Source organism: Lactobacillus juensis (genome assembly GCF_036246285.1).
In the GTDB taxonomy this organism is placed as follows: domain Bacteria; phylum Bacillota; class Bacilli; order Lactobacillales; family Lactobacillaceae; genus Lactobacillus; species Lactobacillus juensis.
Genome location: NZ_BTTS01000002.1, coordinates 98612 through 114410 on the forward strand (window position 1 = coordinate 98612; position 15799 = coordinate 114410).

The 15799-nt window shown below is 37.6% G+C and carries 11 protein-coding genes; 9 read left to right on the forward strand and 2 right to left on the reverse strand.

Features of this window, described 5'->3' with window-relative positions; all coding sequences use genetic code 11:
• Positions 1 to 23: 23 nt before the first annotated feature.
• Together dnaA and AAA926_RS04795 are read right to left on the reverse strand one after the other, a co-directional pair.
• The gene (dnaA, locus tag AAA926_RS04790) at positions 24 to 1391 is read right to left on the reverse strand and encodes a chromosomal replication initiator protein DnaA (protein WP_198180706.1); all 1368 of its coding nucleotides are present in this window, start codon (positions 1389 to 1391) and stop codon (positions 24 to 26) included.
• 608 nt (positions 1392 to 1999) lie between these two features.
• The gene (locus AAA926_RS04795) at positions 2000 to 3841 is read right to left on the reverse strand and encodes an FAD-dependent oxidoreductase (RefSeq protein WP_338211997.1); all 1842 of its coding nucleotides are present in this window, start codon (positions 3839 to 3841) and stop codon (positions 2000 to 2002) included.
• A gap of 612 nt (positions 3842 to 4453) precedes the next feature.
• Here AAA926_RS04795 and rpmH point away from each other — a divergent pair.
• From rpmH to AAA926_RS04840, 9 genes are all read left to right on the forward strand, one after another.
• A complete protein-coding gene (rpmH, locus tag AAA926_RS04800) occupies positions 4454 to 4594 on the forward strand; it encodes a 50S ribosomal protein L34 (RefSeq protein WP_003549412.1) in 141 nt (46 codons plus the stop codon).
• 52 nt (positions 4595 to 4646) lie between these two features.
• Positions 4647 to 5015 carry a ribonuclease P protein component gene (rnpA, locus tag AAA926_RS04805; protein ID WP_338211998.1) on the forward strand — a complete coding sequence of 123 codons (369 nt, stop codon included), beginning with the start codon at positions 4647 to 4649 and terminating at the stop codon, positions 5013 to 5015.
• Between the two features lies 1 nt (position 5016).
• Positions 5017 to 5880, forward strand: coding sequence for a membrane protein insertase YidC (locus AAA926_RS04810; RefSeq protein ID WP_198180695.1), 864 nt, complete (start codon positions 5017 to 5019; stop codon positions 5878 to 5880).
• A 104-nt stretch (positions 5881 to 5984) separates the two neighbouring features.
• Positions 5985 to 7370 (forward strand): tRNA uridine-5-carboxymethylaminomethyl(34) synthesis GTPase MnmE, encoded by a 1386-nt coding sequence (gene mnmE / locus AAA926_RS04815; protein ID WP_338211999.1) that lies wholly within the window; start codon positions 5985 to 5987, stop codon positions 7368 to 7370.
• A gap of 10 nt (positions 7371 to 7380) precedes the next feature.
• Positions 7381 to 9279, forward strand: coding sequence for a tRNA uridine-5-carboxymethylaminomethyl(34) synthesis enzyme MnmG (mnmG, locus tag AAA926_RS04820; protein ID WP_338212000.1), 1899 nt, complete (start codon positions 7381 to 7383; stop codon positions 9277 to 9279).
• A gap of 276 nt (positions 9280 to 9555) precedes the next feature.
• Positions 9556 to 11367, forward strand: a complete 1812-nt coding sequence (gene spxB, locus AAA926_RS04825) for a pyruvate oxidase (protein ID WP_198180692.1) — start codon at positions 9556 to 9558, stop codon at positions 11365 to 11367.
• Positions 11368 to 11478: 111 nt separating this feature from the next.
• Complete coding sequence (gene gnd, locus AAA926_RS04830) at positions 11479 to 12864, forward strand: NADP-dependent phosphogluconate dehydrogenase (protein WP_265893405.1); 1386 nt, start codon at positions 11479 to 11481, stop codon at positions 12862 to 12864.
• Between the two features lie 85 nt (positions 12865 to 12949).
• Positions 12950 to 14506, forward strand: a complete 1557-nt coding sequence (locus tag AAA926_RS04835) for a ClC family H(+)/Cl(-) exchange transporter (protein WP_338212001.1) — start codon at positions 12950 to 12952, stop codon at positions 14504 to 14506.
• Between the two features lie 257 nt (positions 14507 to 14763).
• Positions 14764 to 15798 (forward strand): SIS domain-containing protein, encoded by a 1035-nt coding sequence (locus AAA926_RS04840; RefSeq protein WP_265893407.1) that lies wholly within the window; start codon positions 14764 to 14766, stop codon positions 15796 to 15798.
• The last annotated feature ends 1 nt before the right edge of the window (position 15799 follow it).

The window sequence follows — 15799 nt, forward strand, 5'->3', positions numbered from 1 at the left end:
TACTTATCCACAGTTAATAACTTTTAGCGGTCAAGCATTTGCTTTAAGTCAAAAACTGCAGTTTTAATATCAGAATTCGTTTTAATTTCTCTGCTAATTTTTTCGTAAGCATGCATCACGGTTGTGTGATCTTTACCGCCAAATTCCTGACCAATTTTAGGCAGGCTGGAATCAGTCAGTTCACGGGACAAGTACATTGCAATTTGCCTAGGAACCACAATTTGCCTGACCCGCTTTTTTCCTTTCAACTCAGTTGTTGAAGTTTGGAAATAATTAGCAACAACTTCTTGAATTTTAGAAATCTGCAGTCCCTGATTCTTTTGAACTAGTTTAAGATCTGCCAATGCTTCGCGAGCCAAATTAACATTGATATCTTCATGCTCAATTGTAGCGTGGGCTTGTACTTTTACCAAAGCCCCCTCGAGTTCACGAATATTAGTATCAACTTGCGAAGCAATGTAGTCTAAAGTGCTGTCGTCGATTGTTAAATTTTCAGCCTCAGCTTTTTTGCGTAAAATCGCGATGCGCGTCTCTAGATCGGGCGGAGTAATTTCAACTTGCAAGCCCCAAGTAAATCTTGATACCAGCCGTTCTGACAGATCAGGAATTTCAGTTGGAAGGCGATCACTCGTCATGACTATTTGCTTTTGATCATTATAAAGGGTCTCAAAAGTATGGAAAAATTCTTCTTGGATACCCTCTTTTTTAGCGAAAAATTGGATATCATCTACAAGTAACAAGTCGCAAGTGCGATATTTTGCACGAAATTGATCTTGGGTTTTGTTTTTGATTGAGTTTATAAAATCATTAACAAAAGTTTCGCTTTGAATATAAACAACTTTGGCGTTGGGCCGCTCTGCCAGCATTTGATGTCCAATAGCTTGCATCAAGTGTGTTTTTCCTAGTCCCACGCCACCAAAAATAAAAAGTGGGTTGTAAAAGCTGCCGGGACTGTCTGCAACAGCTAAGGCTGCACCGGCGGCCAACTTATTGCCTTCACCCTGAACAAAATTGTCAAAAGTGTACTTTTCATTAAGCTTAAGATTGCGCACAAACGCGTTTTCCATTTGTGGGCGTGTATTTTCCGATATTGACTCGTTTTTTGGCTTAGGTGTTACCAGTCGTTCACTACTTTTTTCACCTTCAATTTGAAAAACCGGCATGACCTCAATATTAGCGTAGCCGTATGCAGACTGAATTAATTGCGAAGCTAAATTTTTTTCCCAATATCCTTTGGTTACAGGATTTTGCACGGCAATTTTTAGTTCGTGCGTATCCTTATTGTAGGAAATTGGTCTGGTATTTTTAAACCATGCATTATAAGCAACTTCATTAAAATGTTCACGCATCTCACTATTGAAATGATGCCAAAATTTATTAATGTCAAACAAAATAATTCCCTCCGCGTACGTTAAGCAAAACTTATTTTACCATCTATTAAAAATGTTTTCCACAAGTGCACAAAAAGAATTCAGAATTAACAAGCTGTGGATATAATTTACAGAAAAATACACAAAAAAATGAGTAAATTTGAGATGGTTTTGCTTATTTACAATTTTAACTGTGGAAATCTTTTGCTGTTGTAGCAGTATATTACGTGAAACGTGAAACATATTATCCACATAGTGTGCAAAACTTTTTAAACAGGCTGTAGATTGTGGATAAGTTTGTGCAAAATGCTGTGAGTTAGAAACATGTGGATAATTTAAGGGCTGCTATTTTAAACAAATAAAACGAAGGCTAAATGGAAAATTACTTTTTGTCTTAACATAAAATAAAAAGTAATAAATGCTACTACAATTAGCAATTTTTACTTTTAAAATTTTTACTGTTAATAATATAAAGCTTATACTTGCTTGTTCATGAACCGCAGATAGTTTTTATGAATATTTTGAAGAGAATTTGTAAGTCTATTAAAACTTGTAAATGAATAAAAAGCGTTTCTACTAAAATAAAATTAGTAAAAACACTTTTTGCAGTTTTCTAAAAAATTAGTCTTTTAATATTCTGATGAACCTGTTGTTACATCAGTTTCTACAGGAGTAACACCAACTTCTTCTACCAGACCGGACAGAACTTTGCCGACTCTGCGGCCTGAATGCATCCCTTCGGCTAAGGCAGTACCTGATGATGGGTAATAATTTGCGTTCCAACCACCAGAATTGCAACCGATAGCATACAGGTGAGCAATCTTTTGGTCATCTTGATCAACTACCTCATAATTAGTAGTTACTTTTAAGCCGCCAATTGCACCAAAGTTGCTGTCCTTATGAGCGTAAGCATAGAATGGGGCATGTAATTCTTGCAAGCCTTCTTTACGGCCAAACTCTGTATCTGCACCATTTGCGGCGTTCTCATTCCAGGTGTCTAATTGGCGCTTTAAGTTTTCAGCTGGTACTTTGATTTTAGCAGCTAATTCTGCAATTGAGTCTGCTTTATACATTTGACCGGAATTAATATCTTTTTGCGTATCTGCGTCAGATTTCCAAGGTGAAAATGGAGCAGAAAAAGTCGATGAATCGAAGATCTGCCAAGTTGGCTTATTCCAAATTAATTCTTGCTGATAGGTAGCACGAGTTAGATAGCCGTAGGTAGTATCTTCGTTGACATAACGTTTACCGTTGCCATTTACGTAAAACATTGGTGGTGTCGGCAGATTATCTGCTGCACCCACATTGCTCTTGAAATCAACATCCATAGAGCCACCCAAACCTTCAGTTGCGGCGTTAAGTGCTAATCCCATCAAAATGCCGTCACCAGTATCGTATTTAGAATTAGTCAAGGCATGATTTTTAATATCACGATATTGTTGCGGAGCATATTCTTTGGCTAGTTTTTCGTTATAGTCAATACCTGCAGTAGCCAGGACTACTCCTTTATTAGCACGATAATAACTAGTTTTGCCTTTACAATTTGTTACTACGCCAACAATTGATTTGTCAGTATAGCTGGTGGTTACCAAATTAATTACAGGAGTATCAAAGAAAATCTTTATTCCCAGACGGTCAGCTTCTTTTCTGACTGCGTCAATCATTACACAGCCGCTGCCTAAACCACCGCCGTGTTCATAAACGTGAATTCTTTGCGCAAAGTAATCTTTGTTTTCATAAGGAATGACTCTGTGGCCATAAACAGAGGTCCACTTTATCCCTAAGCTGGCCAACCATTCAATGTTATTAGCAGAATCTTCAGCTAGTTCTTTTATCATCTGAGGATTTACTCTGCCTTCACCTGCTTGAATTAACTCTTGAGCGTGTAGTTCAGGATTGTCATTTTGATATTTCGTAAATTCTTTTTGATATTTATCGCCAGAACCTTGAATGACACCAGCGGAATAATTACTGGTACCGCCGACCATACCTGTTTTTTCAAAAATAACTACGCTGTTACCGTGCTTTTTGGCTTCAATAGCAGCTGATAATCCGGAGATACCTGAACCAACAACAATCACGTCATAGGTATCATCAAATTGCACTTGAGATTCGATATACTTGTTATTGTTTACTTTGGCATAAACCGGATAGTTAGGCTTTTTACTTGGTTTTACTTTAGGATTAACGGCATCGTCTGCAGATAATTTTCCTTGGGCAACTTCTAAAGCTTTATTTACGCCATTAACAATTGCTGAGGTGCTTACTGAAGCTGATGTAACAACATCAACATCAGTATTGCCTGCTTTTTCAATTCTGTTAATCATTGTTGGTATTGCGTAGGAACCAACCGTATATGGTTGGACACCGTCAACAGCAACTTTGATTATTTTACCGTCCTTTAATCTAACATTACTGGTTAATAAGCTGTGAAAGCCTTGAGCAGCACCTTTAAAAACACCACTTACCATAAAAATCTCCTTTTTTATATCAAAATTATTTTAAGCGCTATGGAAAACGCTTGCCTACAAAGATAATTTTATCATCAATAAGTAATACAATGATTAAAAAAGTGTAAAGAATGTGAAATAATGTGTAAATCAAATTGATCTTAAAATGATGTTATTGCAGCAAAGTGAAAGCCCTATTTGCAAAAGGTTTCAAAAGCAAGAACATGATATCATTTAGAGCAATTTGTGAAAAATAAAACAAAACTTATGTGAATTAAATGCCAGTAAAAAAAGGAAACTATTACATGGTTTATAGCTGCCCTTTAGATAAATATTTACCAGATCTCGGGCACTATTCGTTTAATTGAAATTACGCAAGATGACTTGTCCCAGGAAAAGTTCTAGATATTAAAGGTAAAAAATAAAAACAGACTGCATCTTTGAAAGGGGAAATAAGATTATAAGGTTGATCAAGCACTTTAATGGAAAAGGTCAAGACCTATTAGAATGAGACCATATATTTAGGTATAAATTCGCATTTTTTTGTCTTTTTACTTGGTTTTTTACTTTAATCATGATATTCTAGATACTAAATTGTGCAGTCTGCATACAAAAAATTGGAGGTGTAGTTTAATGACAACTAAAAGAACTTACCAACCTAAAAAGCGTCACCGTTCAAGAGTTCATGGCTTTATGAAACGGATGAGTACATCTAATGGCCGTAAGGTTTTGGCTAGACGCCGTGCAAAAGGTAGAAAAGTCTTATCTGCTTAAACCACTGAAATCCCAGTGGTTTTTTTAATTTATAAGAGTGGAATGAAACGTTTTGAGAAAGTCTTATCGTGTTAAAACAGAAAATGATTTTCAAACAGTTTTTAAATCAGGTAATTCAGTAGCCAACCGGGCTTTTGTTATTTATCAACTAGATAAACCGGAAAATAAGCATTTTCGCGTTGGTATTTCTGTTGGTAAAAAGGTTGGACATACTGCTGTAGTGCGTAATCGCCTCAAACGTTATATTCGTGCTGTTCTTACGGAAAATAAACCTTTAATTAAGCCGCATATTGACTTTCTAGTGATTGCTAGACCGTATGCACGCAATTTTGGATGGGATGATGTTCGTAAGAACCTCTTGCATGCACTCTTTTTAGCCAATATAATTGAAGAGATACCGAATAAAGTTGAGGAAGATTAGAGTGAAAGACATTTTAACTAAAAAGAATGTCAAGCGTCTACTTGTATTGTTGACAGTAGTTGCATTAGCGGTTGTTTTAACAGGTTGTGCATCAACTGGCACGCTAAAACCAGTTTCACATACAAGTGGCAGCTGGTGGGATCGCTGGGTCATTTATTACATGTCCACGTTTTTATTGTGGCTGTCGAAGCTGATTGGCAATAATTATGGCTGGGCAATTATTATCTTTACGATTATTGTACGGCTAATTTTGTATCCACTTAGTGCAATTCAGATTAAGAGCACTACCAAGATGCAGAAAATTCAGCCGGAAATGGACGCTTTGCGTAAAAAATATCCGGGCAGTGATACAGAGTCACGTACTTTACTTTCGCAAGAAACGAATAAGCTCTATAAAGAAGCTGGGATTAATCCCTATGCCGGCTGTTTGCCTTTAATTATTCAGATGCCAGTTATGCTTGCATTATACGGAGCGATTGCTCAAACTCCACAACTGATGACCGGTCACTTTATGTGGATGGATTTAGGTAAGCCTGACCCATATTATATTATGCCGATTTTATCAATGGTTTTGACATTTGCGTCAACATACATCAGTCAACTTTCAATGCCAAAGGAATCACAGACTTTGTCATCAAAAATTATGACTTATGGTATGTCAATTATGGTTGGTGTAATGGGTATTTACTTCCAGTCAGCTATCGTAGTTTACTGGGTAATTTCCAATTTATTCCAAGTAGTTCAGACTTTTATTCTGCAGAATCCAATTAAATATCGGCGTGAGCAGGAAGAAAAAGAGCGCCAAGAACGCGAACGTAAACGGCAACTGAGAAGAACGTATAAACGGTTAAAACGCAGAAAATAATATTAATCTAAATTAATGATTTAGATAAAGTAGTCAAAGTGCTTTATCCATCATGATTATTCATGGTGGAATAATGCGCTTTTTTTATTGAAAAGGAGAAAATCATGGCACAAACTTTAACGGAGTTTGATACGATTGCAGCGATTTCAACGCCAATTGGTGAAGGTGGCATTTCTATTGTCCGCATGTCGGGTGAAGAAGCAGTTAAAATTGCCAATCAGGTTTTCAAGGGTGCGAATTTAACTAAAGTGCCAACGCATACAATTCATTATGGGCATATAGTTGATCCTGCAAGTGAGCAGGTGATTGACGAAGTTATGGTGTCCGTGATGCTGGCACCCAAGACTTTTACTAGGGAAGATATTGTTGAGATTAATTGTCATGGCGGTATTGTTGTTACTAACCGTATTTTGCAATTATTATTAAAAACTGGAGCGCGCATGGCAGATCCTGGTGAATTTACTAAAAGGGCGTTTGTTAATGGCCGGATTGATTTAACGCAAGCTGAAAGCGTGATGGATATTGTGCGCGCAAAAACTGATAAGGCCAGACAAGTGGCTGAAAATCAGCTGCAAGGCGGCCTGCTTGAGAAAATCAGGGCAATGCGGCAGGAAATTTTAGATACACTAGCCAATGTAGAAGTTAATATTGATTATCCAGAATATGATGCAGATACTGTCACAGCCAAGCAGATGATGAGTGTTTCCCAAGCGGTTATTGCTAAAATAGATAAGTTGCTCAAAACGGCAGCGGAAGGAACGGCGTTACGTAACGGCTTAGCCACTGCAATCATTGGTCAGCCTAATGTCGGGAAATCATCTTTGCTTAATTATCTGACCCAAAGCGACACCGCTATTGTGACCGATGTCGCCGGCACGACCCGTGACACATTAGAAGAATATGTCTCAGTTAAAGGTGTTCCCTTAAAATTAATTGATACTGCCGGCATCAGACATACTGATAATAAGGTAGAAAAAATAGGAGTCGAACGGTCCAAAAAAGCACTGGCAAAAGCAGATTTAGTTTTGCTCTTGTTTGATTCAAGTAAGGAATTAACTCAAGAAGACTATGACTTAATTAATGCTACTAGTGGGAAAAAGCGTATTGTCATTTTAAACAAAACGGATTTGGGGCAAAAAGTTTCTGTTGCTCAGGTTAAACAGTTAACCAAGAGTCCGGTAATTGCTATTTCAATTTTACAGAAACAAAATCTTGCTCAGTTAGAAGATGCAATAAAGGAACTGTTTTTCCAGGGTATCGAGAATTCTAATGATCAAGTTATGGTAACTAACCAGAGGCAAGTTGGTCTTTTGGAAAAGGCCAAAAAGCAGCTTCAAGATGTCGTTCAGGCATTAAAGGACGAAGTACCTTTAGATATTGTCCAAATAGATTTCAACGGTGCTTGGGATACATTGGGTCAGATTACAGGAGAAAGTAGTCCTGATGAATTAGTTAATGAATTGTTTAGTCAATTTTGTTTAGGAAAATAGGTGTAAGTTAATGATTAAAAGTTATGACTCAAATGATTATGATGTCATTGTTGTTGGTGCTGGTCACGCTGGCAGTGAGGCAGCTTTAGCTAGTGCCAGAATGGGCCAAAAGACATTGCTTTTAACAATTAGTCTGGATATGGTAGCATTTATGCCCTGCAATCCGTCAGTAGGCGGTCCTGCCAAGGGTACGGTAGTGCGGGAAATTGATGCTTTAGGTGGCCAAATGGGTAAAAATATTGATGCAACTTATATTCAGATGCGCATGTTAAATACGGGTAAAGGACCAGCTGTAAGAGCACTACGGGCACAAGCCGATAAATGGCAGTACCATGAGCAGATGAAAAAAGTGATTGAAGAAACGCCCAACTTGACTTTAAGGCAAGCGACAGTTGATGAACTGATTGTCGAAGATGGGGTCTGCAAAGGCGTAGTTACCAATACGGGGGCTAAATATCACGCTAAAAGCGTTGTTTTAACCACTGGTACTTCAGCTCGCGGGCGCATTTTTATTGGTGAATTAAATTATTCTTCCGGTCCCAATAACACAGTACCCGCAATTAAATTATCAGAGAATCTGGAAAAATTAGGATTCAAACTGCGCCGTTTTAAAACGGGCACACCGCCACGTGTTAACAGTAACACCATTGACTACACTAAAACTGAAGAAGAACCTGGTGATAAAGTTCCGCGTCATTTTTCTTATGAAACTAAAGATGAAGACTACCTCAAAAATCAGGTTTCCTGCTGGATGACATATACTAATAAGACTACACATAAAATAATCAACCAAAATCTGACCCGGTCCCCGATGTTTTCAGGAGAAATTAAGGGAGTGGGACCGCGTTATTGTCCGTCGATTGAAACCAAAGTTGTTCGTTTTGCAGACAAGCCACGTCACCAGATTTTTCTGGAACCGGAAGGAAGAAATACTAAAGAAGTTTATGTTGGTGATTTTTCCACCTCCATGCCAGAAGAAATTCAGTTAAAGATGTTGCATTCGGTAGCTGGTCTTGAGGATGCGGAATTGATGCGGCCAGGTTATGCTATAGAATACGATGTAATCGATCCCTGGCAGTTAAAACATACCTTGGAAACGAAAAATATCAAAAATTTATTCACCGCTGGACAAATGAATGGTACGTCCGGCTATGAAGAAGCAGCAGGACAAGGACTGATTGCCGGTATTAATGCGGCTTTGCGTGCTGCTGGTCAGCCGGGCTTTACATTAGGTCGTGATGAAGCTTATATCGGTGTTTTAATCGATGATTTAGTAACTAAGGGGACAGAAGAGCCTTATCGTTTGTTGACCTCAAGAGCAGAGTATCGCTTGATTCTGCGTCATGACAATGCTGATTTGCGGTTGACTGATTACGGTTTTCAACTGGGCTTAATCTCTGAAGAGCGCTATTCTCAGTTTTTAGCAAAGAAAGAGCAAATTGCGCAAGCTGCTAATGCTGTTAAAAAGATTACTGTTCACCCCACTAAGGAGGTACAGGACTACCTTGCCAGTATCGGAGAAGACAAGCTCAAAGCCGGTGTTAAAGCAGATGTTTTCTTGAGAAGGCCCAAAGTTAGGGTAGCGGATATTGAGCGCTTGACGGGGATGCCTATTTCGAATGAACGCTATGTCAGAGAGCAGATTGAAATCAACGTTAAGTATGCTGGCTATATCAAAAAGGAACAGCAGCAAATTAATAAATTACACCGGCAGGAAGCAAAGAAAATTCCTGCAGATATTGACTATAATGCAATTGATGGCTTGGCAACGGAAGCGCGCGAGAAATTTGCCAAAATCAGGCCAGAAACAATTGCGCAGGCTGAACGGATTTCTGGAGTTAATCCGGCAGACATGGCAATTCTAAGCGTTTACGTGCAAAATGGTCGCTACGCTAAAATTCATAAATAAATTTAGTAAAAATTTAAAACTTATAAAAAATATTTTTCTTTAAATAATGCACACAAAAGGATACACAAATTTTGTGGTAATGATCAAATAATCACAAATATGATTATTGCTATTACCTAAAAGTTATAAATTAATTGCTTAACTTTGTGAAGATAATATTTTTACAAAGCGCTTACATCTTGCGATAATCGTAAATTTTGCTCACTTGAAATTGTGAAATTATATGTTTTAATACAATATGTAAGTAAACATGTATTTAAGGAGATGCACTTTAAAATGGCAAAAATTAATGGCGCAAATGCCATGCTCCAAGTTCTATTGGACTGGCATATTGATCATATTTATGGTTTTCCGGGTGGCTCATTTGACTCAACAATGAACGCTATCCATGACTTTAAGGGTAAGATGAAGTATATTGAAGTTCGGCATGAAGAAGCCGGTGCTTTAGCAGCTTCAGCTGAGTATAAATTTACTGGCAAGGTCGGCGTATGTTTTGGTTCAGCCGGCCCTGGTGCTGTTCACTTGATGAACGGTTTGTATGACGCAAAATACGACAAGGTTCCTATGGTTGCTATCGTAGCTAACGTTCCAACTGGTCGTCAGGATATGGATTTCTTCCAAGCTTTTGATGAAAAGCCTTGGTTTGATCCAGTCGCTGTTTGGGATCACCAAATTAAGCGCGCAGATCAAATTCCTTCAATGATGGATGAAGCAATCCGTCAAGCATATGCTAAGAAGGGTCCAGCTGTCTTAATCCTTCCTAAGGACTTTGGCTGGGACAAGATTGATGACAATTTCCGTGTAAATTACAATGCATTGCAAGCAATTCCTAATTATGCAGCTCCAAGAAAAGACGAAGTTGAAGCAGCTGTAAAGGTTCTTGAAGAAGCAAAGAACCCAGTTGTTTACTTCGGTTTAGGTATGAAGGGTCATGGCGATGTCTTAGAAAAATTTGCTGAAAAATTCAAGACTCCATTGATGTCTTCAGTTATGGCTAAGGGTGTTGTTGAAGATAAATGCCCAGCTTACATGGGTTCAATTGGTCGTGTAGCTCCTAAGCCAAGTGACGATATTCAAACTCATGCAGATGCTGTTATCTGGGTAGGTAATGACTCACCATTCTCATTGTTCTTCTTTGACCCTAAGGCTAAAGTTGTACAAATTGATGTTGACTCAGAAAAATTAGGTAAGCGTCACGCTGTTGATGTTCCAATTTTGGCTGATGGTGCTAAGACTTTACAAGCTATTATTGATGCTGGTCAAGCTCGTGAAGAATCACCACTTTATAAGGCTGCTATTGCTGACCGTCAAAACTGGGAAGAATGGGAACACAGCTTTGACGATTCAGACGAAATGCCAATTCGCCGTGAACCAATCTTTGATATTATTAACAAATACGCTGCTGATGATGCCCAATTTGCTATTGATGTTGGTAACATCAACATTGACTTCCAACGTTTAGTAAACTTGCACGATGAACAAACTTGGGCAACTTCAGGCTTGTACGCAACTATGGGCTTTGGTTCACCAGCTGCACTTGCTGCTGCAACTGCTCACCCAGAACGCGAAGTTTGGAACTTGAGTGGTGATGGTGGTTTTGCGATGATGAGCCAAGAATTGTTGACTGAAGCTCGCTACAACATGCACATCTTAAACGTTGTCTTTACAAATGAAACTTTAGGTTACATTGAAGCTGAGCAAGTTGATGAATCACACCAACCATTATCAGGTGTTATTATGCCTAATAACGACTGGGCTAAGGTTGCTGAAGGTATGAACGTGAAGGGTGTAACTGTACGTACTAAGAAGGAATTCGAAGACGCAGTTAAGGAATTCAAGCAAATGGATGGACCAATGTTGGTTGACATTAAGTTCACTCATGACATGCCTTACTCAAGTGAATTGAATACTCTTGATGATCCAGAATTTGTTAAGAAGTATCAAGCAGAAGCATTGAAACCATTTAGCTACTTTGCTGACAAGTACGGTGTGGTAGCAGATGCTGCTTCAGGTGCTTCAGAAGCTGAAGAAGAGGAACCGGAGCCAGAACCAGAGCCTGACACAACTTCAGGTGCTTCAGCTCACTAATAGCCATATATATTGGTTTGAAAAAAAGCGAAACTTTTTGAAAGTTTCGCTTTTTTGCGGTCTTACAAGTATAATGATAGAGTATGAAATTTAAATGATGGAGGACTATAAATGCAACAGTTCGGGATTATAGGCTTATCAGTAATGGGTAAGAACCTTGCTTTGAATGTAAGAAATAATGGCTTTTCCGTTTCTGGCTTTTCTATTGATAAACCAGAAGTAGATGCTTTTGCCAAATATGAAGATGATAAGTTGAAGCCAACATATTCATGGGAAGAATTTGTTGATTCTTTGGAAAAACCACGTAAGATTTTAATTCAAATTGCGGCTGGTAAACCAGTTGATGAAACTTTACAAAAACTTTTGCCGCTTTTAGATAAAGGCGATATCTTGCTTGACGGTGGAAATTCAAATTTTCATGATACTAACCGTCGCTATCATGAAATGGAACAACATGGTATTCACTTTATTGGTATGGGTGTTTCTGGCGGTGAAGAGGGTGCGTTAAAAGGTCCAGCTCTGATGCCAGGTGGAGATGAAGATGCTTATAAGAAAGTCGCTCCGATTTTAGAAGCAATTGCAGCTAAAAACTCTGAAGGTCATCCATGCGTCAGCTTTATTGGACCTGAAGGCAGCGGTCACTATGTTAAGATGGTGCATAATGGGATCGAATATGGCATTATGCAGGAATTCTCTGAAGTTTATGATATCCTACGTAAAGTTGCAGGCAAAACAAATGATGAAATGTCAGCTATTTTTGCTCACTGGAACGAAGGACTGGTTAAAGCCTACCTTAGTGAGATTACGGCTGAGGTTTTAAAACAAAAAGACAATCTGACGCCTGACCATGTTGTTGACCATATTTTAAATGTGGCTTCTTATAAGGGTACTGGGAACTGGATGCTGGAAGACGGCGTTCACTTAGGAGCTCCAATTAGTGTCATTGCAGAAGCAGTTATTAGTCGCTTCATGTCTAAGGCCACTACTCGTGAAGGTAAAGAAATAAAGTGGAATGGTGAGGTTCCACAGGACCTGGTTGATAATTTGGGTAAAGCACTGCAATTAAGCCAAGCTGTTGCATATGCTCAAGGCTTTCAACAACTAAAAATGGCTGCAGATGCATATAACTGGGATTTACGGTATCCTGCAATTGCTCAATCTTGGGAAGCAGGCTGCATTATTCGCTCATCAATGCTAAAAGATATTGAAAAAGCATTTGCTGAGGGTAAAAAGCTCGACAACATGTTCCAAGATCCTTACTTTAAAGACTTAATGGATAAAAATATCCCAGCATTACGAAATGTAATTGTGCTGGCAACTAAAGCTGGTATTCCAACACCAACATTAAGTGCATCATTGAACTACTTGGAATCAATTTTCAATCCTAGTCTACCTGCAAACTTAATTCAGGGTCAACGTGATTACTTTGGTGCTCACACATACTTCAGAAATGACCGTGATGGTGTTTATCACACAGAATGGTATGAAGAAAAATAATGTTACACGTGTAACAACTAAAACCAGTTAAGTCGCGACTTTAACTGGTTTTTTGCTAGTGTTAAATAAAGAAAGTGGAGGTAAAATGAGAGATAAAAAAGTACAGATAAAACTCTTAGTAGAAGCTATACTAGTAGGGCTTGCTAGTGGCTTTGTCGTGGGAATCTTTCGCTTTGGCATTGCCAAGATGACGAAATTGTGGCTTACTCTGTTTCACGTGGCACATCAAAATGAATTGTGGTTCGTCCCAATTATATTTGGTCTTATTTTAGTTGGATTAATCGCAGGTTATTTTGTTAAACAATATCCCCATGTTGGTGGGTCTGGTATCCCGGAAGTTAAATTGCAACTTGAGGGAAATTTAACTTTACAATGGTGGCCTACATTATGGCGTAAAGTTATTGGGGGCATTTTAGTGATCAGTACAGGCCTATTTTTAGGCCCTGAGGGACCTTCTTTGCAGATAGGCTCAACTATCGGTCAAGGTATTGGCGAGGGCACTAAGGAGTCGAAAACTAATGCTCGAGTACTATTAGCTACCGGAGCGGCTAGTGGATTAGCCGCAGCTTTTGGAGCACCATTAAGTGGTGCGTTGTTTGTACTTGAAGAAGTTTTTCATAATTTCTCTCCCCGCGTTTGGCTAAATGCATTGGCAGGAGCATTAGTATCAGATTTTGTCGTATCAAATATTTTTGGCCAAAAGCCATCTTTGTCTCTCATTTATCGTCATACTTTTCCCGTAAAGCTATATGGTTATTTGTTACTTTTAGGCTTAATTTTGGGCTTACTAGGTCACCTTTATAAAGTTGGTTTATTTAAAGTAAAAAAGTTATATGCTAAAATCACTTTCTTACCTAGTTGGCTATATGGGTTAATACCTCTTGTTTTATTGATACCAATTGCTTATTTTTGGCCCTTAATTACTGGTCCGGGAAATAGATTGATTTTAGCTTTACCACAAATTATTAAACAAAGTAGCTGGAAAATAGTTGGTATGTTACTATTTTTCTTTATTGTGAGAATTATATTTTCTATTATTTCTTATGATTCAGGCTTGCCTAGTGGTATTTTCTTGCCCATATTGACAATGGGTGCTGTAATTGGAGCAAGCTACGGCCTTATTTTGGTTCAATTACATTTATTGCCTGCAAAGCTGGTGATAAACTTGGTTATTTTTGCAATGGCTGGGTTCTTTGCTGCTGTAATTCGAGCCCCATTTACAGCCATTATATTAATTACGGAAATGGTGGGGTCGCTGCTGCATTTAATGCCTTTGGCTGTGGTAGCTTTTGTTGCCTTACTGGTTGATGAATTGCTTAATGGAGACCCAATTTATGGCACTTTGGCGCGAGCAATGGTTGCAAATAATAAGAAGAATACTCCCGCAATATCAGGCAAAACTGATCAACTAACGGTACCAATTTATGAGGATAGTCAACTTGCAGGCAAAAAGATTATGCAGATTAAATGGCCTAAACATACATTGGTTAAGGCAGTGTATCATGATGGCCAGTATCTAATTCCCAACGGACAAACATTAATTAAAGCCGGTGATTCATTAGTTTTAACACTAGATGCTGGCCGACGCGGAGAAGTATTTGGCCAGATAAAACAAATGCAAAGAGTAAAATATGATGGCTAAAGGGTGTAAAAAAATTATTAGATAAAAACTATAAATACTTAAGTCTGGATTGTTTCCAATATACAAAAGGAAACAATCTTTTTATTTTATTTTAGATTATAAGCCTTTGGCATGCTAACTATAGTCAAATTATAGTGATAAATAAAAATTGTTCTATAAATGTAGAACTATTTTGGTTACTTATACTATTGAATTATAGCGCTTTCAAATATATTGTGTAATTAGGGATGCATCCATGAAAACAGAAGGGATGAAAAATGAATACAGATTTAATGTTGAGATATATTGAAGATACGCCGAATGCAATTACTGATCTTCTTGATACTTTTGAAAGAGTTTACTCAAAAGATAAACTTCCGGCTGCCAAAAATATAGTTTTTATTGGTTCAGGAAGCTCATTTAACACAGCCTGTCAGGTAACATTTTTTTATGAAAATTATCTAGGACTTAATACTCAAGTTTATTATCCTGATACCTTTTTAAGTATTAGAGAGTTAAATTTAAGTAAACAAAGTACTCTAATAGTGGTAGTTTCTGAAACAGGAACAAGTACTTATACAAATATGGCCTTGAGCAAAGCTAGAAAAGATGGCTATAAAACAATTGCTCTTACACAATATAAAAATTCACCATTAGCGAATAATTGTGATTATTATTTTAATTTTTGTTGTGGGGAGGAAAACTGCAATGCAAAAACAAAGGGTTATACAAATAATTTAATATTACTTTACTTATTAGGAACTATGCTTGCTAATACATCTTTTGATAGTAGCAAGTTGATTAAAGAAATTGAAGAAATAAAAAAAGAGATCAAAGATTTAATTGAAAGTTTCCCGCTTTGGTTTAGTAAGCATCATGAATTAGTTAGAATGAACAATATTTTAGTTGTTGGAGCGGAACCATATTTAGGTGCTACTAAAGAAGCAGCATTGAAAATGTCAGAAACTATGTTAGTTCAAAGTTCATTTACAACTGCTGAGGAATTTCCACATGGTTTTCATCGTCCAGTTAACCAAAATAGCAACATTTTTTTAATTAATAGTACTGCTTATCCATTAGAAAAAACTACTAATTATTTTCAAACAAAAATTAATAATATGATTCTAATTAATACCGTAGATAAGCAAAATGGAGATTTCAATATAAAAAAGCATAAATATTACTTAGAGGCAATAACTATTGGAATTGTTTTCCAATTATTTGCTTACTATATACCTACCTACTTAGGTTTAGATCCAAATCGTAATGCAAATGATGACTATGATGAGTTAATTAAGAATAGATTGACTTAGA